This window comes from Novosphingobium sp. KCTC 2891 (assembly GCF_025938155.1).
Lineage (GTDB): Bacteria > Pseudomonadota > Alphaproteobacteria > Sphingomonadales > Sphingomonadaceae > Novosphingobium.
Genome location: NZ_JAPCZG010000019.1, coordinates 1 through 21,756, shown reverse-complemented (window position 1 = coordinate 21,756; position 21,756 = coordinate 1). Strand labels below are relative to the sequence as shown.

Here is a 21,756-nt window from a genome sequence, read left to right as displayed (position 1 = left end):
CGCCCATGACCTTCGCGCGCACCTTGCTTAAACCCCACCTCGCAGGAATCGCTGGCTTCCTCGCGCTTACGGCTGTCTCGGCAGCGCTCGCGCAAACGCTAGACGGCATCGACCTCAAGGCCATCAAGGACCGGGCAACCGAGGCGACAGCCGATGCCCAGACCTTGGTCGATGCGGTTGCCGGCAAGGGCGAGGCGCACCGCGCCGAGGCCGAGACCTTGCGCGAACAAGGCCTCGCTTCCGTCGCTTCGATCGATCCCGCGAGCCTTCCCAAGGGCCCGGATGGCGCGGTCGACTTCGACGAACTGCTCGCCGGCGCCGCGGCCAATACCCGCGCGCCGATGGGCGAGGGGCCGATGTTCATGGTCTTTGCCAGCTTGTCGATGCCTGGGGCCTCGCTCACCCGGCTGATCGCCGACACGACCAAGGCCGGCGGCGTGGTGGTGTTCCGCGGCTTTCCCGGAGGCAGCACAAAAGCCTTTGCCGAGGGCCTCAAGCGCGTTGTGACCGACGAGGGCCAAGAAGCCCATCTCGCGATCGACCCGCGCCTGTTCCGCGCCTTCAAGGTCGAGGCTGCGCCGACCTTCGTCGCCGCGGGCCGCGAGTACGAGCTCTGCGACGGGCTCGACTGCACCAGCGCCACTCCCGACCACGACCGGCTCACCGGCAATGTCACAGTCGAGTTCGCGCTCGAGAGTTTTGCAGGTGGCCGCGGGCCCGGCGCCGGCGTCGCGCGCATCGCGCTCGCCCAGCTCAACAAGGGTCATTGAGATGCGCGCGCCGCGCCTTGCTGGATTTGCGCTTGCCGGGATGGTGCTGCTCGCCGCGGCCGGCGCACAAGGACAGGTCTACATCCCCCCGCCCGACGATCTGGTCGAGCCGCAACCGCCGCTCCCGCCCGCGATTGATCCCGGCGTGCCCGCTCCCGCCCCGCCGCCTCCTTCCGCGCCTGCCACCATGACCGTGGACGAGGCCAAGGCCGAGGCTCGGGCGACCGGATCGAGCGTGCGCGGCGCCTACCAGGGGATCACCGATGCCCCGGGTGCGGCCGGGCAGATACCGGGGTATCAGGCGGAATATCCCGGACTCACCCAGTATTACGACAATCCCGGCAACATGTACGCCGATGGGGCGGCGGCCGGCGTGAATAGCAATGCCTACCGCACCGCCAATTCGACCACGCGGCCGACCGTCGATGTCACCCGCGCCGACCTGTCCCGCGCCAACACCGTGACCGACGATCCCAATGCCTACTTGTCTGGCATGAGCGCGGACGGGTCGACCGGCAATTGCGTCCCGCTGCCGCCGAGTCCGGGGACCACCAACACTGCCGAATGGACCTGCAATGTCGGCTCGAGCGTGGTCGAACAGCCCAAGACCTGCACCCGCAGTCTCACCGTCGCGCCATGGAACGAGACGCTCTACCAGTACCTCTGCGTCACGGCCCCTGGCTTTCCGGGCTGCGCCTCGCTTGAGGGCAACGCCCTGTGCCGCAAGACCGGGACCTTCCCTGTTCCCGACTATAACCTCACGGTCGACTACTACGACTGCGACGCAGGCGTCAGTGATCCCAACGTCTACCTCATGGGCACGGTGGCCAAACCGCCGCCGGCGGACGCCTTCCAGGTCGTGAGCAACGTCTATCGCTGCAACAACGAAGGGATCACCGATGCGCTGACCTTTGATCCCGTGACGGGTTTTCCCGTCCAATATGTGAGCGGGCTTCAGCAGTGCGGGGCGATATCGGCGGAGCCGAGCTGTACCCAAACCACCGCCTCCGCGGCAGGCCTCACCGACCGCCAGCTCTGCAAGACCTGGGATTTCATCGGCGATCCGTTCGGGGGAGGGGGCTACCTCACTTGCCTTGAGCCCGCTTCGCTAGAAGCGGTCTATTCGTGCAGCACCAATGTCGCCGGCATCGTGCCCGAAAGCTCGGTATCGAAGTGGTTCACCCAAGTCTGGACCGACAATGCCTGCTCGGTCGATCTTGGCACCTGCACCCTCGCTGCCGAGACCTGCACTGCCCCCAATGAAACCCGCCTGATCGATGGCGTGCCGGTCACGCGGGCCTGCTGGGAGACGGCGAAGACCTACCAGTGCCAGACCGTGGTGGGCGGCGGCAACGACTGCGGCAAGCTCGATGCAACCCCCGGCTGCATGTTCGACCACGAGACCTGTCTCGACGATCCGCCCAGCGGAGATGGTTCGTGCAAGGTCGCCGAGCGTGTCTACAAGTGCCCGATCCCGGGATCGACGAGCCAGCCTGCGCAGTACATCTGCGGGGACGACGTCTACTGCGTCAATGGCGACTGCGAGCCGATCGTTCGCGAGGCCTCCGACGAGTTCAAGGACGCGGTCGTGGCGCTGAACGCGCTCGGACAGGCCAATTCCGAGTTCGACGAAAGCACGCTGACGCTGTTCAAGGGCACCGCCGAGAGTTGTGCGCACAAGGTCTTCGGTCTCGCCAACTGCTGCTCGGGGAAGGGCGTCCCGCTCCTCGTTCCGCTGCTGTGCAGCCCGGCCGAGGTGCTGCTCGATCAGAAGGACGATGCAGGGCTCTGCCACAAGATTGGCACTTACTGCTCGTCGAGCTTCCTTGGCATCTGTCTTTCCAAGCGCGATGTCTATTGCTGCTTCCTCTCGAAGATCAGTCGGATCCTCCAGGAGCAGGGCCGGCCCCAGATCGGCAAGACATGGGGAACGCCGAAGAAGCCCGTCTGCGACGGCTTCACCATTTTCGAGTTCCAGCAGCTCGACCTCTCGGTGATGGATTTTTCCGAAATCTACGCGGAGTTCGTCGATGCGGCGAAGCTCCCCGACGAAGCCGCCACGCTCATCGAAATCCAGGCAAAGATCGAGGCCTATTATGCCGCGCACAAGCCCTGAGCCCGCCACGAATCCTGTGCCCGAAAGCGGCGCGCGCGTGGTCGCGTTCGGGGCCTACGCCGCAGCCCCCGATCTGACCGTGCTGGAGTTCTGCGTCGGCATGGCGCTCGCTCGCAAGGGGCCGCTGACCGCGCGCGGGATCGCTGCCGAAATCTCGGCCTGGTTCGACCACCCGGTTCGCGCGCGCAGCCTCAGCGCGCAGCTCGATGCCATCGTCCGGCGGGGATGGGCGCGACTTGAGGCCGGAACCTACACGATCGCCGATGCCGGGAGCGAGGCGCTGTCCGGCTTCTACTGCGCGCTTGTACGCCTGCTCGATGGCGGCCGCCGGCTGCTCGACCTCGGCGTCTTCATGTCACTGATCAAGGAATTCGAGAGGAGCGGATCATGAACCACCGCCAATGCATTGCCCTGCTTGCCGCCTCCAGCGTCGCGCTTACCGGGACCGCACCGCTGCGCGCCTCCGAGGGCGACGGTGTCGAGGTGCGGCAGTCCGAGGACGCGCTCTACTGCAAGGAGAGGAAGCTCGGCACCTGGTTCTACTGCGAGAAGCCCAAGGAGGAGCCGCGCAAAGCTGCTGCTGCGCAGCCACCAGCGCGCGAGCGACTGGCCGCAATCGGGACCCAGCTTGAAGAACTGAAGGCGCGCGCGATCCTCGAGCCGAGCCCGGAGAACGTCACCGCCTATGTCCGCTTCCAGCGCGAACAGCTCGACCGCTCCTCGATGTTCGCCGACGTCTGGCAGCGCGCGCTGTGGCAGGATCCCGGGCTCGACTACACGCTGCAGCGCCCGGTCTCGACGCTCGGCAAGCGCGCCTGGATCGACGAGCGCAAGACCGACCGCGACCGGGTCATGGCCAATCTCTCGCAGCGCTACGGGGTGTTCTACTTCTTCGCCTCGAGCTGCGGCGCCTGCGACATCTTCTCGCCGATCCTCAAAGCCGTCTCGGACAAGTACGGCCTCGCGGTGCTCGCGGTCTCCACCGATGGCGGACCTTCCTCGACCTTCCCCGGCTACATGGTCGACAGCGGGCAATACGAGAAGCTCGGGCTTGGCACCGACCGCCAGGTGCCCGCGCTGGTGCTGTTCGATTCAGTCACCAAGCAGCCGATGCCGATCGGCTACGGAATCCTCAGCCAGGACGAGATCATGGACCGCGTCTTCCAGCTGACGCAGGTCAAGGTGGGGAGCGACTACTGATGCGCGCCCGTCGCTTCGCCCGCCGCCTCCATGGAGCCTCGCGCCGCGCACTTGGCACAGTCCTCGGTGCCGCGGTTCTGCTCGCTTCGCCCACACCCGCCTCGGCCGGGGTCGAAGGCGAGATGCAGAGCTTCATGTCCGACATGGGCGTCCAGGCCAATGTCACCGGTCCCAGCGCCTACCAGGGCCAGTCGGCGGGCTATTATTCGATGGGCTCGGTCTGGTCGCGCTTCCCGCAAAAGAACATCCAGCCCTTCAACCTCCAGTTGCCCCACGCGCGCGCCGGGTGCGGCGGCATCGACCTCTTTGCCGGGTCGTTCTCGTTCATCAACACCGCCGAACTTGTCGCCATGCTGAAAGCGACCGCGAACAACGCGCTCGGCTTTGCCTTCAAACTCGCGATCGACACGATCTCGCCCGAGATCGGCAAGGTCATGGATGAGCTGGCGCAGAAGGTTCAGCAGATGAACCAGATGAACATCTCGTCCTGCGAGACCGCGCAGGCGCTGGTCGGCGGCCTCTGGCCGAAGAGCGATACGGCGAGTTCGGTCATCTGCGAGGCGATCGCCAACAGTCAGGGCGCGGTCTCCGACTGGGCCCGCGCGCGCCAGCAGTGCAACAACGGCGGCCAGCGCGAAGCCTTGAAAAGCGCCAATTCCGACCCGGACATGAAGGAACAGGCCGGGATGCCCAACAATTACACCTGGGCGGCATTGGGCAAGAAATACGGTGGGTTCGACACCCAGTTCCGCGAGTTCCTGATGACCCTCGTCGGGACCGTGATCTACGATCCGGCCGGTAATGGCGGCAAGCCGAGGGTCCAGTTCATCGGCCCGGCCGACCCGGCGCTGATCAGCGCCATGCTCGACGGCACCTCTTCCACCCCGCACAAATACTGGAGCTGCGGCGGCGATAGCGCCAAGTGCATGGCGCCGAGCGAGATCGACATGGTGATCGGGCCTAATGCAGCGATCAAGGCGCGGGTGCGCACGCTGATCGAGAGCATGGCCTTGAAAGTGCGCGATCCCGGCGCCTCGTTGACCCCGGCCGAGATCCAGCTCCTCGGCATGGCGAGCGTGCCGGTCTACAAGATCATCACCGTGAGCGCAGCGGCCGAGTTCGGCATCTCCGCGCAGGAGATCAACGACCTTTCCGAAATAGTCGCGGTCGATCTCGTCACCACCATGACCATGCGGTTCATCGACATGGCAGTGAACGCGCGTTCGGACTTCAACGGGGCTGATGCGGATAGCTTACGCGAATGGCGCGAGGGGCTTTACGAGACCCGGCGCAATTTCCTCGGGATCGCGGCGCGCACCTCGCAGCGCTTCGACCAGACCTTTGCGCTGATCCAGCGCACGCAGATGCTCGAAAAGACCCTGCGTACCCAGCTCTCGCCCCAGATGTCGGCCGCGCTGCGCTTTTCGCGCACGCTCGGCAGCCAGGTCCAGTAAGGGGCGGCGGAGATGCTCGAGGTCTTCACGGTCGGGGGCGGCGACTACCTCGTCAACACCTTCAACGCGATCGCCGCCTGGACCGGCTCGGGCGGGTTCAAGTCGCTGATCCGCGTCGTCATGGTGATGGGGCTGATCTACGCGCTCCTCATTACCGCGATGGACCTCGACTGGCGCGCGTGGTTTCGCTGGTTCATCCAGTCGACGCTGATCTACACCGTGTTGATGGTCCCGACGGTGACGGTGAAGGTCACCGACCGTGTCAATCCCGGGCTTGCGCCCGCCACGGTCGCCAACGTGCCGATCGGGCTCGCAGCCATGGCCTCGTTCACCAGCCAGATCAGCGACTACCTGACCCGCACGGCCGAGACAGTCTTCGTCATGCCTGCTGCGCTCAATTACTCGACCGGCGGCTTCGTTTACGGCGCGCGGATGTGGGACAAGGCGCGCGGGTTCGAGATCCGTGATCCCGTGTTCAAGGCCAACCTCGACGGCTACCTCAAGCAGTGCGCCTATTACGACATCCTGCTTGGCACCAAGAGCCTCAAGCTGCTGAGCGAAGCGCCCGACCTCTGGGCCGAACTCGGGGTCAATGCCGCAACCAACCGCGGCATGAAGTACCTGACCGATACCGGCACCGGCACGGTCGATATCGAGGGCAAGACCTGTGCGCAGGCCTGGACGCTGATCAACAACCAGTGGGACAACCAGATCAACGCCTATGCGCTGCCATTTGCGCATACGATGTACCCCAAGCTCACCGAGGCCGCGGCAGGGGCAAAGCTCGCCGCCGACGTGCCGGTGGTCTCGCAATTGCTCACCGGCACCGCGATGACGCGTAACCAGTTCTTCAAGCAGAAGAGCATGGTCGACGCTTTCGAGGCCGCCCAGCTCGACTTCGGCAATGCCGATGCCGATTCCTTCGCGCTCCAGCGCGCGGACACCCAGACCCGCAACGCGATGACGACGGCAGCCGAGCAGGGGCTCATCTGGATTCCGGTGCTTGGCGTGGTCCTGACCGTGGTCTTTTACGCTCTGTTCCCGATCGTCTTCCCGCTGCTGTTGTTCCCGCGCACCGGCATCGCGACCCTGAAGGGCTACTTCTCGGGCTTCTTCTACCTCTCGGCCTGGGGACCGATCTACGTTCTCATCCACTCGTTCATCATGGACCGCCTGGCCTCCCAGACCGCAGCGGTTTCAGCAGGCAGCGTGAACCTCGCCAACTGGGCGGGAATCGATGCGGTTAATCAGGACATCGCCACGATGGCGGGGTTCCTGATGCTCTCCGTGCCGATGCTCGCGCTGATGGTCATGCGCGGCACCATGTCGGTCGCCAACAACCTTGGCTCGATGCTCGCCCCGGTCCAGGCTGGCTCGGATGCCGCGGCGATCGAGCGGACCACCGGCAACTATGCCTATGGCGATGTCAGCTATGGCAATCTCAACGCGGACAATCGGCAGATGTCGCAGTGGAATCAGGCCCCCAACCTCCTGGCAGGCGCGGGCCACTCGGGCTTCCGCGAAGCGGACGGGCGCATGTTCAACGAATATGGCTCGGGCCATTCGGTGATCGACACCAATGCGGCGATGTCCCAGTTGCCCTTCAAGCCCACCATGACGCGGGGCTATGCGACGGACCTCAGATCCCAGGGCCAATGGTATCTCAACGAGGCCGACAAGATCGAGAACGGCACCTCGAGCAGCTGGACCAGCTCGAAGGGCCAGTTCGGCAGCGCGGTCACCGCGACCAGCGACGTGACAGGAGCCCGGCGCGAAAGCGGATCGCGCGCATCGGACACTCACAATGTCGGCGGCAACGTCGTCGTCGAACAGGCCAAGGGCAGCTCGACCCGTGATGTCACGAACAATGATCTTATCCTGCGCGAGGGCAATTCACGTTCGTCCGGTGATTTTGCGAGCCGCACTTTTGGCTCGTCCGCGAGCCTTACTGGATCTGGAACGCTGGGAACGCCTGGCAAAGACATTGCGGGAAGTGGCGCCTCAGCAACGCTGCAGGGCTCCATTTTCGGTCGGAAAGAGGTGGGCGACGATGCTCGTGCCGGCACCGAGCGTTCAGCAACGAACCAGACCACGCGCGGCACCGACAAATCCGACGAGACGAGCGATCGCATGGTGGTCAGCGGGTCGAGCGGCGATATCCAGTCTTCGGGCACCTACAGCCAGAGCTCGGACTACACTGACCATAGCCGCTCGCACACCACCACCGATGGAAGTGATTGGCGTGTCGCTGAGGCCGAGGAACGGCGCGCCGCTGCTGCTCGCTATCGCGAGATAGGCAGCCGAATGATGTCCGAAGCGAGCTACGCCGAAAGCCACGGCTTCCAGATTTCGAGCGATATGTCGAACCTGATCCAGGACCGCTATGAGGCCCTGCAGCGCGAACACCCCGAGTGGCACTTGCCCGATCTTTCCAATCCGCGGCTCGACTATCGGGATGTGACGCGGCGCGACCAGGCCATCACATATATCATGGACGACCTGATGGGCGACTTGCGCGCTCACCGGATCGACGAGCTCAGCGACATCGCCGGGATCGCAGGCAATGGATCGCTGGGGACCAATACCGATCTCGGCATGCCGCAAACCCCTTCGCTTCCATCCCCCCGCGCAGAGGGGCTGGTGCCTTCGCCGCTCGAAGGCGGCACACTGCTTGCGGTGCCCAATGGTCCGGTCGATGGCGCCGCGCTAGCGCGCGACCTTGGCATCAAGGTCAAGCCGGGGGCAAGGCTTGGGCATATGGATGGGGACCTGGTTGCCGCGATGGGGGCGGTGGCTGAGGAAGCCCGCTCGCTCGGTCTGCCAACCCCGGTGGTGACCTCGGGAAATGACAGCACCCAGCACATGGCCGGGTCGGCACATTATGACGACCGCGCCCTGGATTTTAGAGGCAACAACATCTCCGACGAGCAGGGCGAACGCTTGGCATCACAGGTCCGGTCACGGCTTGGCGACGGATATGCTGTTCAGTTCGAACGCTTCCCGGACAAGCCCGAGCGCGACCACCTGCATGTCGCTCGGAGGCGGACTTGATCGCTTAGCCAAGCATATGGGTCTGCCATGCGAAGAAGCCGACAAACGCGATCATCATCAAAGCCAAGATAACTCTGAGATGCGGAATGCCGCCATTCTCAGACGTTGGAGTCTTGGGAAAAGCAATGCCTGTCACAGGGTCGCAGTCGGCCCCGCGACAAGAGATTGGCATTCCATCCAGTCCGTAGCGATCATGGTCCATCGAGGGTCTCCTCGCCCTGGCCATGATTACCCCAAACAGACTGGATTTTCAATCATGTGCCAGCAACAGGTCGAGCCCTCCGCACAAGCCTAGAACCCCCTTTCCTCGCAGCGCTGCGGCGCTGGAGGTCAGGTCCCTTTGCTCGGATAGCTCTCAATCCTTGCCGTGCCGGCGCGACGGATCTGCGTGGCGGCTTCCTCGACATGGAACGAGACCGCATCACGCGCGCGCAGGGTATCGCCCGCCTTCATGTAGGCGACCAGACGGTCGTGCTCGACCAAGGAACTGCGCGCTTCGTCGAGCTGGAAGTAGTTGGCGCCTGCAATCCACACCGCCGGCGGAACCGCCTTGCCATAAGCCGCAAGCGCCGCCCGATTACCGCTCAGACGGACGAGTTCGAGGTGCCACTGATAATCGATGTAGGCCCCTTGGAGCAGGTTTGCCGCATCCATGTCGTCATAGGCCTTGAGCGCCGAATTCAGCGCCTCGAGATGGCTGAAATCCGTCTTTCCGTGACAAGCGGCTACCTCGGCTGCCGCCAAGGCCTGGATCGCACCGGCCAGAGCCAGGTGCTCGGAGATCCGGTCAACGCTCCAGTCGATGATGGTGTAGCGGCCATGGTCACGCGCAATGAGGCCAAGATCGGTGAGTTCAAGTGCCAGGCGCTCTGCCTCGGCGGGATCGCGACCCTGAAGGCCGGGAATATCGACCGCGCTGTCATAGCGCCGCCGCTTGCGGGGCTCGCGCAGCACGGCAAAGATCATCTGCGCCGGGCAGGCAATCGTTGTCATGACTGGCAATTTTGCTTTGGCCACTGCTGCCCCAAAAACCCGAACGACGACCAAATGGGGATAATGCGAAGCTCCCGGATTCGGAAATCAAAACGATGTTGTGCTAGGAAGTACGAAACAATGCGGTGAGCCAGAACTCACCCATGAGGGAGGTCGATTGACCAGAGCACAGTCCCTTTCTGAACTCATGTTCCTCGAATTGAGGTTCGGGGTGCTGTCTGCGCGCTACCTTCCGGGGCAGTCGATCAGCAAGGCCGAGGTTGGCGAAGTCTACGATTGCCGCCCGGCCGGGGTCGCCGAAGTGCTGAGTGCTCTAGCTCACGAAGGCTACCTGACCCGCCAGGGCCGGAGCGAATTTACCGTGCGCACCTGGGGCCGCGAAGAGGTCGAGGACCTGTTCGAGATGCGCGCCAATTTCGAAGGCCTCGCTGCGTTTCGCGCGGCTGAGCGGGCCAGCGATGCCGAGATCTCTCTGCTTGCCGCGCTCGCCGCCGAAGCCCGGGAAGCGACGCCCGAGGGTCCGGATTCACTCGAGCGCGTGGTCATCGAGAACCTCAGGTTCCACGTCGAGATCATGCGCATGTCGCGCATCCCGCAAATGCCGGAGATGGCGCGCATGGTGCTTCCCAATGCGCTTCACCGCCGGATCGTCTGGTCACAGCGCGCCGAAGATGCCGAACAGTCGTTCCGCATGCACCAGAAGATCGCGTCCGCCATCGCCGAGCGATCGGGCTCGATGGCGCGGCTGCTGATGCGCGAGGACATCTACTCGTCGCGCGAGGCGGTGTTGGCGGCGATTGAAGACCTGGCCGGGCGCGAAGCGGGCGAGGCGGCGACGATTGTCCGGTTCGCGCCGACCTTCGAGTTCGAGGGCAGGCTCTTTGGTCAGGGCACACGTGAGCCGGGCGCCGATGGCCGGACGATCCCGTTCGGAGTTCCGGCCGCCAACCTCAGATAGCCCTAGTTTGTACCTGTCTTGTCACTGTCTTCGGGCAGGCGATTTCTGTCCGACGCGAGCTGTTCGAGGACGCCCTGCATCAGGGCCGATGCCTTCAATAGCCCGGCGGCGTTCAGCACATTGAGGAAGTCCCGGGCATCTGAGGTGATCAGGTCAAGCGTGCTTCGATCGATCAGCAGTCGCTGCATTCGCATCAAGCCGCCCCCGAGCCAAAATCCAAGCAAACGATTGTTGAAACTTGGGAATCTGTCAATATTGCGCCAAGTTAAATTTGCCGAATAATGTCTCTGAAATGGTGCAATTTAGGTAGGCACCCTTATCACGCAGCGCTTCGACTACTCGAGATCACATCGGCTGCTAATTCCGCTCCCGGCCCGTCATGACGATGGATACCTGTAGAGTACAGTTTGCACGTGCGCGCCGAGCCGAGAATTCAATCAATCGCGGCGCAGAACTCGACGTCGATCCGGTCGGGCTGTACGATCTTGCCGCGCACGCTGACCTGTCCCTCCAGTCCTTCTGGCACCGATTCCTCGCCAAAATGCAGCCGCCAGGCAAGGCCGTCGGCATCGCGCAGGATCGGTCCGCGCGGTCCCGCCTCGATCGTTCCGGTTATGGTGTTGGCCGTGCGGCGGGCAGGGAGGTTCATGTGCTGGATCGGGTTCGAATTGGGTAGATTGCGTGCCGGAGCACTTGTGCGGACACGTCGGTGTCCATAGCAAACGGCCGGACAAATTCCAGCGTTGCATGTGCGTCATCGCGGCATCGCGGCCGAATGCTGGGCGACAGGCGATATTGCCGAGCGTGTCCCGCTCCTGGCCAAGGGCTTCCTAGCCTTGCGCTTTCGGTTTGTCCGAGGCTTGAGTTTGACGTCGATCTTTCCCGGGCGCGCAGCATTTTTTAGTTCCTTCAGAAATGCGGCAAGGAATGAGGGATTCCTCTGGACCCAGGCCTTCAAAATTTTGCCGAGGCCGCTGCTTGCAGGGGGAAGGGCCTTGTGTTGTGTCACCCATGCAATCATCTCTAGCTGCCGTTGTCGGCGCGAGGCGTCCCGTTCGACATAGGAAATCCCCTTCGGAATCAGGTCGGGACGGACCCGCTCGATCCGCTCCCGCACATCGGGACGGGTCTTTGAACCAAAAGGCGAGAGCCAGCCACTCAGCCGATTTCGGTCGGCCGTGCCTTGCGCAGGTGGCTCTTCGCCGCGTTCGATTAGTCCGACTATCCGCTCGATGTTCAAGTCGGTTTCATGCTTCAGCCGCATGCGCCTGTCCTGCTGCGGCTCATATTGTCCCAAGACGGCCAAGCGTGCCGCGAGATCAGGCCGAAAGTAGGGGCCAGTTGCAATCAAAGCGCGAGAAAACTGCTGCCCTTCAAAGGTCCTTTGCGACGGACGCGGTTTGCCTGCCTCGATCGCTGCGACAATGGCATCGTCCCGGTCCATCCGGTCGAGTACAACATCCGACAGAACACAGCCCCACCTGGTCGCAAGAGCAGGCGTGGCCCGGTTGAGACGGCGATGAAACATCAAATCATGGAGAGAATCCAGTTTGGTGCAGCAGCGCCGCAGAGCGTTGACCACGGCAGGCGGATAGTCTTCTGCGCGCTGGCCCTGCTCAAGCCCTTCCAGGAAACGCTCCGCGAGTTCGGCTACAACAGACTCGTCCAGTTGTTCGTCCGGCTTGAGGAAAGCGGCATCGAGCGTTGCTCGGCTGACTTCGGCATATCCGGCAACCTGGTCGAACTCGAAAAGCGGCACATGTGCGCGGGTGATTGCTTCGCCCGTCCAGGAGCCCTGCGACCAGAAGCTGCGCGGCCCGCCGCCGACGCTGCCGCTCATCGCGTTGGCAATCGCACCTGCCTCGATAATTGCCTCAGCTGTGAACTGCGCACTGGGTATGTCCGCACGAAGCGCGGCCTGTACCCCCCCGAGAAAGGCCTCGGATAACTGGCTCGCTCGGGCCCCGGCGACTGTCTTAACGTCGACCGCATAGTAATACTGACTGCGCGGCTTGCCTGGGGCCTTGCGCGTTAGCCGACCGATCTTCTGAACCGTTGCGCGCAAATTGCGCGGCGACCACGAACAATCGAAACCCAGACGCAGCCCCGGTGAATCGAACCCTTCGCGGAGCCGGAATACGACGCAAGCAACCCTGACCGAGCCGTCCTCCCTGGCAAACGCCTCTCGCGCCGCAATACCGTATTCCATTTCGGCGACGCTATTGCCGGGATCATGGATGATGGCTTCGGCGCGTTCCCCGCTCGGGAGCCGGTCGGCGATGTATTGCGCACATTCACGAGCATAGGTCTGATTGGGCAGCCAGAACATCGCGCGTTCGGACATATGTCGCTGCAGATAGACGTCGGCGAGAAGGCGGATGCGATGGCGCACAATGGTCGAAACGTCAGATGGACGCAACGAGCGGTCGAGCAACTTTTCGACCTGACCAGAAAGGTCATCATAGGCGAGCTCGGCACAATCCTGCTCAACTACGAAGCTTTGCCTCGCAAGCGACGAAAAGGCGGCCCCCGAGCTCTTTTCCAACTGTGCGACCGCGGCTCGCAATCTGAGACCGCAGTCGATCCGGACAATGTCCGTCGCATTGAGCAGTTCGAGATTGAACGCCTCCTGCATTCGCAGGACCGCAGAGCAACCCTCCCGAACTCCAAGTACCGCCTCGTTGACGTCCCAGGGAGTTGCCGAAACCCAGACGACTTTCCTTGCTGTCGCGCGGATTGCCTGAAAGGAGACATTGCTGTCCGGCCCATCGCCGCCTCCGATGTGGCATTCATCGACAAAAACCAGATCGGGCGAAGCCGTGCCCACGAGTTCCTGGAGCCGGCCTCGCCGGACTGCTTCGCGATAGGATTGCCACGTTGTGCAACGCCATGACGCGCGGTTGGAGATCACGCCAGCGGCAGCGAAGGCATCAAACTGACGGGAAGTCTGGTCAACGATATCAACGCTATGCGCAAGGTAGACCTTGGTCTCCTCTGCGCGGAGCTCGCCGATAAGCGCCATAGTAAGGGTCTTGCCCGATCCGGTGGGGGCCTCAAGATAGGCATGGCTCGAGGTTCTGAGGATCTCGGCGACCCGTGCTGCAAGGCGCGTCTGGTCAGCGCGTGGCTGCCATAACGCCTTGCGCCGCCTATTGCGGGCGACGGAGGTAGGCGGGGCATCGGCAGTAGCGAGCATTGGATCTCTCCTGGTTTGTGCGTGGCGAAGGCAGCGCCCAACCGGTCGACAATGAATGAGCGGGTCGGCGCGGCCCGGTGGGAGGTGACCCGGACCGCGCCTTCCCGATCAGGCGTAGACTGCGCGGTCGACACACTCGATGCAGTCGACTTCGCTCCCTTCGCTGACGGAATGATGATGGGCGTGCGTGTCCTCGTCCGGGCAATCCGAACAGAGGCCTTGCACTTCATGCTGGGCGCGCGGCACGCCGGCCTTGGCATCCCCTTTGCGCGCTTCGAGCGCTTCGCGCAGGCGCGCGAGCTTCTGCCGGACCTGCTCGGTCATGGCCTCCCTGTCGGTTGCCCGCTGCGCGGCGGCGGGGGTCGCTGCGGTCGCCGCCGGCTCCTGCGAGCTCGGATTCGCCGCGAGGGCAGGGGTGGCCGTTACCGCAAGCAACGGCAGGACGAGATAGAGAGTACACTTCATCATCATTCTCCTTGGGTTTTCAGAAAAAGCCGGTCCGCCGACCGAACGAGAGGTCGGCTTGCGATGAATCCCCGAGCGCCGACCGGCGCACGCTCAGGGTGACACCCCGCTTGCCGCGGGCGCGGAAGTGGAGATCTGATGGATCGATGTTGTTGCGCTCGGCCCAGTCCTGCGCGTCGCGCTCGCTGGCAAAGTCGCCGATTTCGTCATGCTCGTAGGCCATGGTCAGTCTCCAGGATGGGCAGCCGGGGGAGGGGTTGGCGATTGAGGAAGGGACGGGGCGGCCTCAGCGAGGAGCGCGACCACCGTTGCCGCGAGCGCGACGGCGAGCATCGCGGCGATCGCCAGGCCGCGCACCGCCGGCTCGGAAGACAAGAAAACCAGCACCGCCAGCCAGACCAGAGTTGCCTGCGCGCGATCGAACACGCGGCCCGCGGCGTCGGGAGAAAAGGCAAACCGAGCCCTCACAGGTCGAGCCCCAGCGTCTTTTCCGGGCGCATCTGCTTCACCGGCGCCTCCGCCACCTTGCCGAGCACTGCGTCGAGCTTGGCCTTGAGCTCGGGGCTCATGCGGAGTTCGGGCACCTGCCGGGTATCGATCGGGTTCACATGGCGCGGCTCAACCTCGACCTTACCGGTGACTTCGAGCGCTGAGGTCTTGTTGCCGGGCGTGCGGTCGAGTTGCTGTTTCAGGCCTTCGAGGTTGTTGGTGACGACGGTCATGTCGTCAGTGGCGCGGGTATTGAGGACGTTCTGCGTGCGCTGGGTGGCAAGGTTGCGCTGGGTCGAAGAGATGACCTCGATCGCCTGTGGCTTGGTCATGCCCTGCGCCATGTGAGCGTTGAGCGCATAGCCAAGGTCGAGACGGCGCAGCATCGGATCGCCGGGGACCAGGACAAGCTGCCGCTTGTCCGCAAGTTCGACCCGGATGCCTTCTGCTCGCGCCTCGAGCACGGTGGCGTAGGTCGACTTGGCAATGTCTCGGGACCCGTCCTTGTCACGCCAAAACACGGTTTCGCCGTCGTGGAGGCGGATCTGCTTCTCTTCATGAAGCCCGAGCCGGTCGAAGCGGTGATCGGGATTGATCCGGTCAGGATCGATGACCTTGCGCTTGCCATCGCGCTCGAGCACGACCTTGCCGTCCTTGCGCACCTCGCTCACCCGGTATTCGCCGGCCTTGAGGCCGATCTCGCGCACCTCCATCCGCGCCTCAAGCACCTGACCCACCCGGTAGGTCGAGGCGAACCGCAGCTCCTCGCGGGTGGCGTTGACGCTCTGGAGGGTCGCCAGCGGCACGCCCGCGCCGCTCAATGTCCCTTCCTTGAGCAACCCCGCCTGGACCCGAGCGTTGATCTCGGCGCGATCGTCACGCCCGGCGGTGAAGATCGCGGTCGCTTCGCGCTTGTCGGGTTCGAGCGAGAGCCACAGCTCGGCGGCGCGGGCGACATGGTCGGGCCCTGCTTCGATTACGCGGCCGTGCGCGGCAAGCAGGTCAAGTGCGAGGCCGGCATGGCCCTCGTTCGAGAGCCCCGCAACTGCGAGGAGAAGCGGCGAGTTCTTCTGGCGTATGTTCTCATCCATCCGCACGGTCGCCTGACCAGAGGCCTGCGAGACCGCGAACATCTTGCCCTGCTCGATCGCCGACAATTGCTGGCGGTCGCCCATGAACGGCGCCTTGGCGAGGTCGAGCTGCTCGGCGAGCGTCACCAGGCGCAGCATGTCGCGCGAGGAAACCATCGAGCTTTCGTCGGTGATGATGACGGTATTGGCGAGCGCAGCCTTCGCTGCCTCGTAGCGCTCGCCGCTGCCTGCAGCGGCCGCCGAGCTGTAGGTATTGAGGAACCGGGCGATGGTATAGGCTTCGATCCCCGCCTCGCGCATCTGGTCGGCCGACATGCCCTGACCGCCGCCACCGCGCAGATCAGCGACCATCTTGTTCTGGAAAGCGAGCCCGACAAGCTTCACGCCTTCCGCGTCCAGCACCTTGTCGAGTGCGCCTAGCAGGGTGGATTTGCCCGCACCGGCGACGCCCTGGACGTTGAGGAAGCGATCGCCGCCTGAGAGGATCGCCACGCCCGCCGCGAGTTGGCCTTCGTTGAGTTGCCAGGTGTCCACCCCGGCACGCTCGCGCCCAAGTTCACGCGCGGCCTCCTGCAGCCGGGTCATCGCCGCCTCGGGCGGCATGAAGGCGCGGCCCTCGCCATGACCCCGCTCGATGGTGTCAAGGATGCGTTGCTCCATGGCCAGTGCGGCCGGCGTGGTCACGAGATCGGAGTGCCCGTCGAGCCGGTCCGACTTGCCGGGGATCAGGTGCCCGTCGCGAATGAGCTCGCCAATTCGCTGGACCACTGCGCCGCCCTCGAGGCCCTTGATATGGAACCCCAGCGCGCTCGCCAGGATTGCCTGCGGCGAGAACGCTGCCTCGCGCTCGGAGAGATGACGGATCGCCGAAGCGGTGGCGTGCTGAGCCTTGATGGTGGCGGCCGACAGGAACAATGCTGCGGCCCCGCTCACGGCAAGCGGACTTGGGGTGCGCAGCGCGGCGTTGATCCGGGTCGAAACTTCGCCGATCGCGGCCGTGGCCGTCTCGCGGAAGCTCGGCCGCGCCTCGACTTCGGCGCGCGCCTTGGCTGCGGCAACAAGAGCCTTGCCGTCGAACCCGAGCTCGGCCGCGCGCTGCTGCCAGCCCTCGACCAGTGCGCCGCGATCCTCGACCGCCAGCTTGGGATCGCGGGTATAAAGCGTGATCTGCTTCTTGGTTTCGAGGCGGGTTGCCCCGACCTCGGCGATCTTCGCCTCGATCTCGGTGGTGCGGGTCGAGAAGGCCTTGATCACCTCGGCGGGCACGCCCTTGATCTCGAACGACCCGTGTTTGCCGGCAGCCTCGGTTTCGTAGCCGAGCTTCTGCAACTGGGCGCGGAAGGCGGCGTGGTAGAACTGGCCGATCGTGGTGTTGTTCTTCCAGATCTCGCCGTTCCACAGCGCCTTCCAGGTGCCCTTGGGATCGCGAGTCAGATTGGCGACGACGGCGTGGATATGCCCCTGCGGATCGAGCGCGCGGCTCGTATCGTGGGCGAACAGGGCATAGACGAGGTTACCGGTCTTCTGGGGTTCGCCGCTGCGGCTGCGCTCATAGTTGCGGCTCTCGGCGAACTGCTTTTCGACAAGCTGCGACATGGTCGATTTGACCGCCGCCAGGTGCGCATCGATGATCCGCCGGTCGCCGCTGACCAGCGCCAGGATCGAGGCAGACTTGGGCATCGAGAAGGTGAGATCGAGACCCAGGCGCCGACCTTCGACCTGCCCGACCATCTCGCCGTCGGGCAGCCGCCCATTGAGCACGCCCTCGAACGCATCGCGCTCGACCTGCCCCTCAAGCCCCAGCGCGCGCGCACCTTCGCCGCCCCAGACCCCCGCTTCCGCGTGCTCATCGGCCGAGTAGTAGTTGTCGTTGGCGAAGTAGTCGGCAGCGCCGCTCGACGACCGGACGGAGGCGATCGAGTGCATGGCCTAGAGCTCCGGTCCGTCGTCACGGGAATGCGATTGGTCCTCGATCCCCTTGGCGGTCTTCGCGCCGCGCTCAGATTCCTTGTCGGGGATGGCGGGGTCATTGAGTTCGCGGGACCCGACGGTGCGCTGCGCGGCAGGCTTGGACGCGGAACTCTTTTCAGCCTTCTGACTCGGGTCCTGCTCGCGGCTATTGGTGCGTTCGTTCTGAGGCGCTTGCTCCAGACGAAATGCCATCTGCTTGCCGACACTGGGATCAGGATTTGGTCCATCGGGCATGATTTCCGGCGCATTGGCGTCGGGCTCGAGCGCCGGTGACAACGGCACTGCGGGGTCGCGCCCAAGGTCTTCGCCGCGCGGCTCCAGTTCCGGTTCGCCGCTGCGGTCCCGGCCGCCGGTCTCGGCGACTTCATCGTCACCCTTGGGCATGGAGATGAACTCGATAGGCTCGACGTTCTCGCGCAGAATGTAGCCCTCTGCGACCTTGGGGTAGTCCTTGTAGGTGAGCCTGATCCGCGCCGCATCGAACCCTTCCGGAAAGACCAGGAACCCGCGCAGCGAAGGCAGGCGCATGATGTCATCGGGGATCACCAGCGGCTGCACTTCCGAGCGCGGGGTAATGGTCGCGGCGTCGCGGATGTTGGAATAGCCGTAGCTGTAGGCCTCATCCATCATCCGCACTTCGCGGTGACCAATGTAGTCCGAGCAGTGCTCGGCGGTGTCGCGATCGGCCGCTGCCAGGATCAGCTTGGTGCGGGCCAGCGAGGCAAGGTTCTGCGCGCCTTCCTTGCCATAGGTCTCGGCTAGCTTGGCGAAGGAATGGATGCCGAGCACGAAGGCGCCGCCAAAGCCGCGCGCAGTCTGCAAGCCGTCTTCGATCGCTGGCAGGCGGTGCAGCGCATGGACTTCGTCGAAGAAGAACCAGGTGCGCAATGACCGGGTGCGCGGCAGCCGCATCAGGGTATGCACCGCAAGGTTCATCCACAGCGACAAGAGCGCCCGGTTGAGCACCAGTTCGTTATGCGAAGAGGTAATGAACAGGATCGAGCCCGGCTTGTCCTGGTGGCGAATCCAGTCGCAAATCGAGAAGGGTTCCTTGCCTTCGGGAATAAACAACAAGGCCTGGGCATTGGTGTTGAGAACTGCACGGACAGACTCGGCCATGCGCGCCGCGACTGGCGCGGTCAGCGGCTCGGCAATGGTATTGCGAAGCAGTTCGTGGACCTCTTCAAGGTCGGCCATCATCAGCCGGTAGGCGAGTGCGGCGTTGGTCGCCTGGCCGAGCTTCATGAGCTGGACGCAGGTCTGCACAAACAATGTCCTTGCTCCCAGCATCCAGAAGGGGTCCGAGCCGCCGCCGTCGGTCGGCAAGATGGCTGATGCGATCGCGGTGAAGTCGGCGTAGTTCTTGCCCTCGTCGAACAGCGACCAGCTCGGGCAGCGCTCGTCCATCGGGTTGAGGATCGTGTCGGTCTCGGGGTTATAGAACGCCTCGACGTAGGCCCCGGTAAGATCGAACACGACCGCCCGATCCTGGCGCACGCGCATCTGCGCGATCATGTCCCGCATCTGCGTGGTCTTGCCGGTCCCGGTCGACCCGATCATGATCGTGTGAGCCTGTTCGCTCCGCCACGGAAACGATACGCCGGCGATGTTGTAGACGTGGTGGATGCCGGCGGCCTTGCGCTCGGCAAAGCTCATTTTCATGACGTCGTCCATGGTCTTGCCGGGCATCCGTTCGGCAATCTCCTGGGCAAGCGCGGCGCTGTTGTGCTGGTTGATCACGGCGGCAAGCTCCTTGGCGTCGACCAGCATCGCGCCGCGCTGGTGGCGTTCTTCGAGGATCGCCTTGCCGCGCTTGCGCGAGAGGTCGATGAACCAGACCGAAAGCGGCACCGCGACGAACAGCGAGATGAACAGCGAACCCCAAATTGCGCGCATCAGCTTGTTCCAGGCGATGACGACATCAGGGTGGCTGGCGATCATCGAAACGGGGGCAGGGATCACGCGGCCGGAGGGCAAGGTTAGGTTGAGGATCTTGCGCGGGCTGAACTCCATGAAGCTCCATCCCTCCGCATAGATCCGCATCAGGATCATCTGCACTTCATGCTCGTGAAGCAGCAGCGCGAGGACGATCGAGAGCGCGATCAGGAACGTGAAGAACCACACCAGCAGCGGCATCTTCGCCGAGGAAAACCACATCAGGAATTCGTGCGTGATGAGCTGCGAGCCGCGAGTGAAATTGCCCGCGTTGCGCGGCATGTTCCCGCGCGCCGAATGGTGCTTGAGCTGGCCGGGGCGGGCCTGATCGGACCAGGTGTCAGGACGACGCATAGAGCGCCTCCACGCGGCGGTCGGCTTCCGCCATCAGGGCTTCATGCGCATCGGGAAACTGGCGCTGGATCAGGAGATCGATGCCGAGGAACAGATACTCGGATGAGAACTGCCGACGCCGCTCGGTTTCGGTGCTGCCGGCGAAGGCTTCGAGGTACAGGGTGAGCGCGTCGCGCAGAATGATCGAGGGCGTCAGGCCGCGCGCAGCCTGAACCTTCTCGACGCCATTTGCGAGGTCGCGCGGTATCCGAACCGTGAGCCGGACTTCATCTGCCATAACCAGACCCTCATCAGGGCCTGGTGGGAATTGCGCAGCGCCGTTTTAGGCTATGCGGGTCTCATTGGCAATGCCGAGGGTGTCAGCGGGCCATGTCAGACAGGGTCTGACGCAGGAATGACGGTATTCTGCGGGGTTTGGAGGATGTCAGACCCCGTCGGACATTTGCTCTTGGCCCAAACCCACGCATTTCCGTCATTTTCCAGACGGTCCTGCCGTGTACGGTCTGCACCTCTTCCCCTTGATCCTGTAGCGTTGATGGCTCGCGGGTTTTGGTGATTTTGCCCGAATCCGGGTGGGCCTTTCACGGCCTGCCAACGGTAGCCTGGGCCGCAGGATTGCACGCAGTCTGCAGATCCGACCGGGGCGATACAGGGCAGGGGGCTTGCCAAGCTGGCCAGGATGACGATCCTCGCGCGCGGGAGGTTTCAGCACCAACCCAAGAGGTACAATCATGGCCAGGAAAGGAAGTCTCGAAGCGGAACGAGCAGCGATCGCGAAGGAGCGTCAAGCGTTGGAAACGCGCGAGGCGAAACTGCGTGACAGCGAGCGGGCGGCAAGCGTTGAACTGATGCAGAAATCGGTTCTCGGCAAGGCGCCGTTCGAGAGGGTCGAAGGCTTCTTCGCCGCTCTCGCAAAGCTCGGTCTGGACGAAGCCGAGAAACGCCTTCGGGCAAGCTGAAACCGGCCTTGCAAAAGGCCAGCGCAGCCGGGGTTCGATGCCCCGGCTGCGCTTTATCTGGACACGCAAAAAAGGGGGGCCGGAGAGCCCCTCAGCGGAGCCCTCCGGCGCTGCGAACTTTGGTCATTTCAGAACGGGCAATCCGCGTCCCATTCGGGATCCATCACCACGCTCATGAAGCTTGCGGCGCGGGCGATGTTCGCCTCGTCGAAGTCGTCAGCCATCATGCCGGGGACGGAATGGACGATCCGGTCGATCAGGTCCTGGGGCAGGGCGTTGTAATCGCCTTCGTCGATGGCGAGGAAGCAGCCGAACTCGTCCTCGATGACGTGCTGGTCGAAGAAGCTGTGCTGGGCCCTGATGCTGGCGGCGCGTACTGCGGCGTCATAGCTGATGGGGTCGAAAGCCGGGATGTCGAGGGTCTTGGTAAGAGCGTTCATGTGAGCCTCCTGTCAAAGGAATTGAAGAGGTCTCCTCGGGGATGGCCGAGCTTGGTCCGGGTCAGGAACGGGTCGCCCGCGGCCCGCCGCGCAGCGGGGGTGGGGGTGCCGATTTTTTCGCCTTCTTCAGGCGTAAAAATTGGGGGAACTGCCCTTCTTGACGCGGGCCAATGGCGGCCATCATGCTTGGCAAGTCTGCGAGAGTCTTTTAATCGCTAACCTGTCAATCAGGCGCAGCGGGCATACCACCCTGATCCACGATGACGCGGTCGCGGATGCCTGCAGGTCAATGTCTCGTCAGCTACTGGTCACCG

General features: G+C 63.8%; 20 protein-coding genes. 8 read left to right on the top strand and 12 right to left on the bottom strand.

Translation table 11 applies throughout. The features are described from left to right. Positions 1-5: 5 nt before the first annotated feature. Genes trbC through OLX02_RS19365 form a run of 6 tightly spaced genes read left to right on the top strand, consistent with a single transcriptional unit; the run spans position 6 to position 8,591 of the window. Positions 6-770: a type-F conjugative transfer system pilin assembly protein TrbC gene (trbC, locus tag OLX02_RS19390; protein WP_010890974.1), complete on the top strand. Its 765-nt coding sequence runs from the start codon at positions 6-8 to the stop codon at positions 768-770. Position 771: 1 nt separating this feature from the next. Beyond that, positions 772-2,886 carry a conjugal transfer protein TraN gene (gene traN / locus OLX02_RS19385; RefSeq protein ID WP_010890973.1) on the top strand — a complete coding sequence of 705 codons (2,115 nt, stop codon included), beginning with the start codon at positions 772-774 and terminating at the stop codon, positions 2,884-2,886. Next, a complete protein-coding gene (locus OLX02_RS19380) occupies positions 2,867-3,277 on the top strand; it encodes a hypothetical protein (RefSeq protein WP_010890972.1) in 411 nt (136 codons plus the stop codon). The genes traN and OLX02_RS19380 overlap by 20 nt, the downstream gene beginning before the upstream one ends. Next, positions 3,274-4,086 carry a thioredoxin family protein gene (locus OLX02_RS19375; RefSeq protein WP_010890971.1) on the top strand — a complete coding sequence of 271 codons (813 nt, stop codon included), beginning with the start codon at positions 3,274-3,276 and terminating at the stop codon, positions 4,084-4,086. Before OLX02_RS19380 ends, OLX02_RS19375 begins: the two co-directional genes overlap by 4 nt. Next, positions 4,086-5,540 (top strand): conjugal transfer protein TraH, encoded by a 1,455-nt coding sequence (locus tag OLX02_RS19370; protein WP_010890970.1) that lies wholly within the window; start codon positions 4,086-4,088, stop codon positions 5,538-5,540. The genes OLX02_RS19375 and OLX02_RS19370 overlap by 1 nt, the downstream gene beginning before the upstream one ends. Before the next feature lie 12 nt (positions 5,541-5,552). Further along, positions 5,553-8,591, top strand: coding sequence for a conjugal transfer protein TraG N-terminal domain-containing protein (locus OLX02_RS19365; protein WP_122129309.1), 3,039 nt, complete (start codon positions 5,553-5,555; stop codon positions 8,589-8,591). 4 nt (positions 8,592-8,595) lie between these two features. Here OLX02_RS19365 and OLX02_RS19360 read toward each other — a convergent pair whose 3' ends face one another. Next, entirely contained in the window at positions 8,596-8,793 is a 198-nt protein-coding gene (locus tag OLX02_RS19360) for a hypothetical protein (protein WP_122129310.1), read from the bottom strand. A gap of 128 nt (positions 8,794-8,921) precedes the next feature. Further along, the gene (locus OLX02_RS19355) at positions 8,922-9,584 is read right to left on the bottom strand and encodes an FCD domain-containing protein (protein WP_011906606.1); all 663 of its coding nucleotides are present in this window, start codon (positions 9,582-9,584) and stop codon (positions 8,922-8,924) included. A 157-nt stretch (positions 9,585-9,741) separates the two neighbouring features. Here OLX02_RS19355 and OLX02_RS19350 point away from each other — a divergent pair, with 157 nt between their 5' ends. Beyond that, positions 9,742-10,542, top strand: coding sequence for a GntR family transcriptional regulator (locus OLX02_RS19350; protein ID WP_010890963.1), 801 nt, complete (start codon positions 9,742-9,744; stop codon positions 10,540-10,542). 2 nt (positions 10,543-10,544) lie between these two features. On the opposite strand, the gene OLX02_RS19345 is transcribed toward OLX02_RS19350, so the two are convergent. From OLX02_RS19345 to OLX02_RS19305, 9 genes are all read right to left on the bottom strand, one after another. Beyond that, positions 10,545-10,730 (bottom strand): hypothetical protein, encoded by a 186-nt coding sequence (locus tag OLX02_RS19345; RefSeq protein WP_041551553.1) that lies wholly within the window; start codon positions 10,728-10,730, stop codon positions 10,545-10,547. 245 nt (positions 10,731-10,975) lie between these two features. Continuing rightward, complete coding sequence (locus tag OLX02_RS19340) at positions 10,976-11,191, bottom strand: DUF5818 domain-containing protein (RefSeq protein ID WP_010890961.1); 216 nt, start codon at positions 11,189-11,191, stop codon at positions 10,976-10,978. Between the two features lie 105 nt (positions 11,192-11,296). After that, positions 11,297-13,738: a DEAD/DEAH box helicase gene (locus OLX02_RS19335; RefSeq protein ID WP_010890960.1), complete on the bottom strand. Its 2,442-nt coding sequence runs from the start codon at positions 13,736-13,738 to the stop codon at positions 11,297-11,299. Between the two features lie 108 nt (positions 13,739-13,846). After that, positions 13,847-14,203 carry a hypothetical protein gene (locus OLX02_RS19330; protein ID WP_010890959.1) on the bottom strand — a complete coding sequence of 119 codons (357 nt, stop codon included), beginning with the start codon at positions 14,201-14,203 and terminating at the stop codon, positions 13,847-13,849. Positions 14,204-14,222: 19 nt separating this feature from the next. Beyond that, complete coding sequence (locus tag OLX02_RS19325) at positions 14,223-14,426, bottom strand: hypothetical protein (protein ID WP_010890958.1); 204 nt, start codon at positions 14,424-14,426, stop codon at positions 14,223-14,225. A 2-nt stretch (positions 14,427-14,428) separates the two neighbouring features. Then, positions 14,429-14,629, bottom strand: a complete 201-nt coding sequence (locus tag OLX02_RS19320; RefSeq protein ID WP_234007470.1) for a hypothetical protein — start codon at positions 14,627-14,629, stop codon at positions 14,429-14,431. Positions 14,630-14,667: 38 nt separating this feature from the next. Next, positions 14,668-17,709 (bottom strand): MobF family relaxase, encoded by a 3,042-nt coding sequence (gene mobF / locus OLX02_RS19315; protein ID WP_010890957.1) that lies wholly within the window; start codon positions 17,707-17,709, stop codon positions 14,668-14,670. A gap of 3 nt (positions 17,710-17,712) precedes the next feature. Next, entirely contained in the window at positions 17,713-20,043 is a 2,331-nt protein-coding gene (locus OLX02_RS19310; protein WP_010890956.1) for a type IV secretion system DNA-binding domain-containing protein, read from the bottom strand. Then, positions 20,030-20,320 (bottom strand): ribbon-helix-helix protein, CopG family, encoded by a 291-nt coding sequence (locus OLX02_RS19305; protein ID WP_010890955.1) that lies wholly within the window; start codon positions 20,318-20,320, stop codon positions 20,030-20,032. Before OLX02_RS19305 ends, OLX02_RS19310 begins: the two co-directional genes overlap by 14 nt. 454 nt (positions 20,321-20,774) lie before the next feature. Between OLX02_RS19305 and OLX02_RS19300 the strand changes: the two genes are divergently transcribed. Further along, on the top strand, positions 20,775-21,002 hold the full coding sequence (locus OLX02_RS19300) for a hypothetical protein (protein ID WP_041551550.1): 228 nt from the start codon (positions 20,775-20,777) through the stop codon (positions 21,000-21,002). 128 nt (positions 21,003-21,130) lie between these two features. On the opposite strand, the gene OLX02_RS19295 is transcribed toward OLX02_RS19300, so the two are convergent. Continuing rightward, complete coding sequence (locus OLX02_RS19295; protein ID WP_010890953.1) at positions 21,131-21,442, bottom strand: hypothetical protein; 312 nt, start codon at positions 21,440-21,442, stop codon at positions 21,131-21,133. Positions 21,443-21,756: the final 314 nt, after the last annotated feature.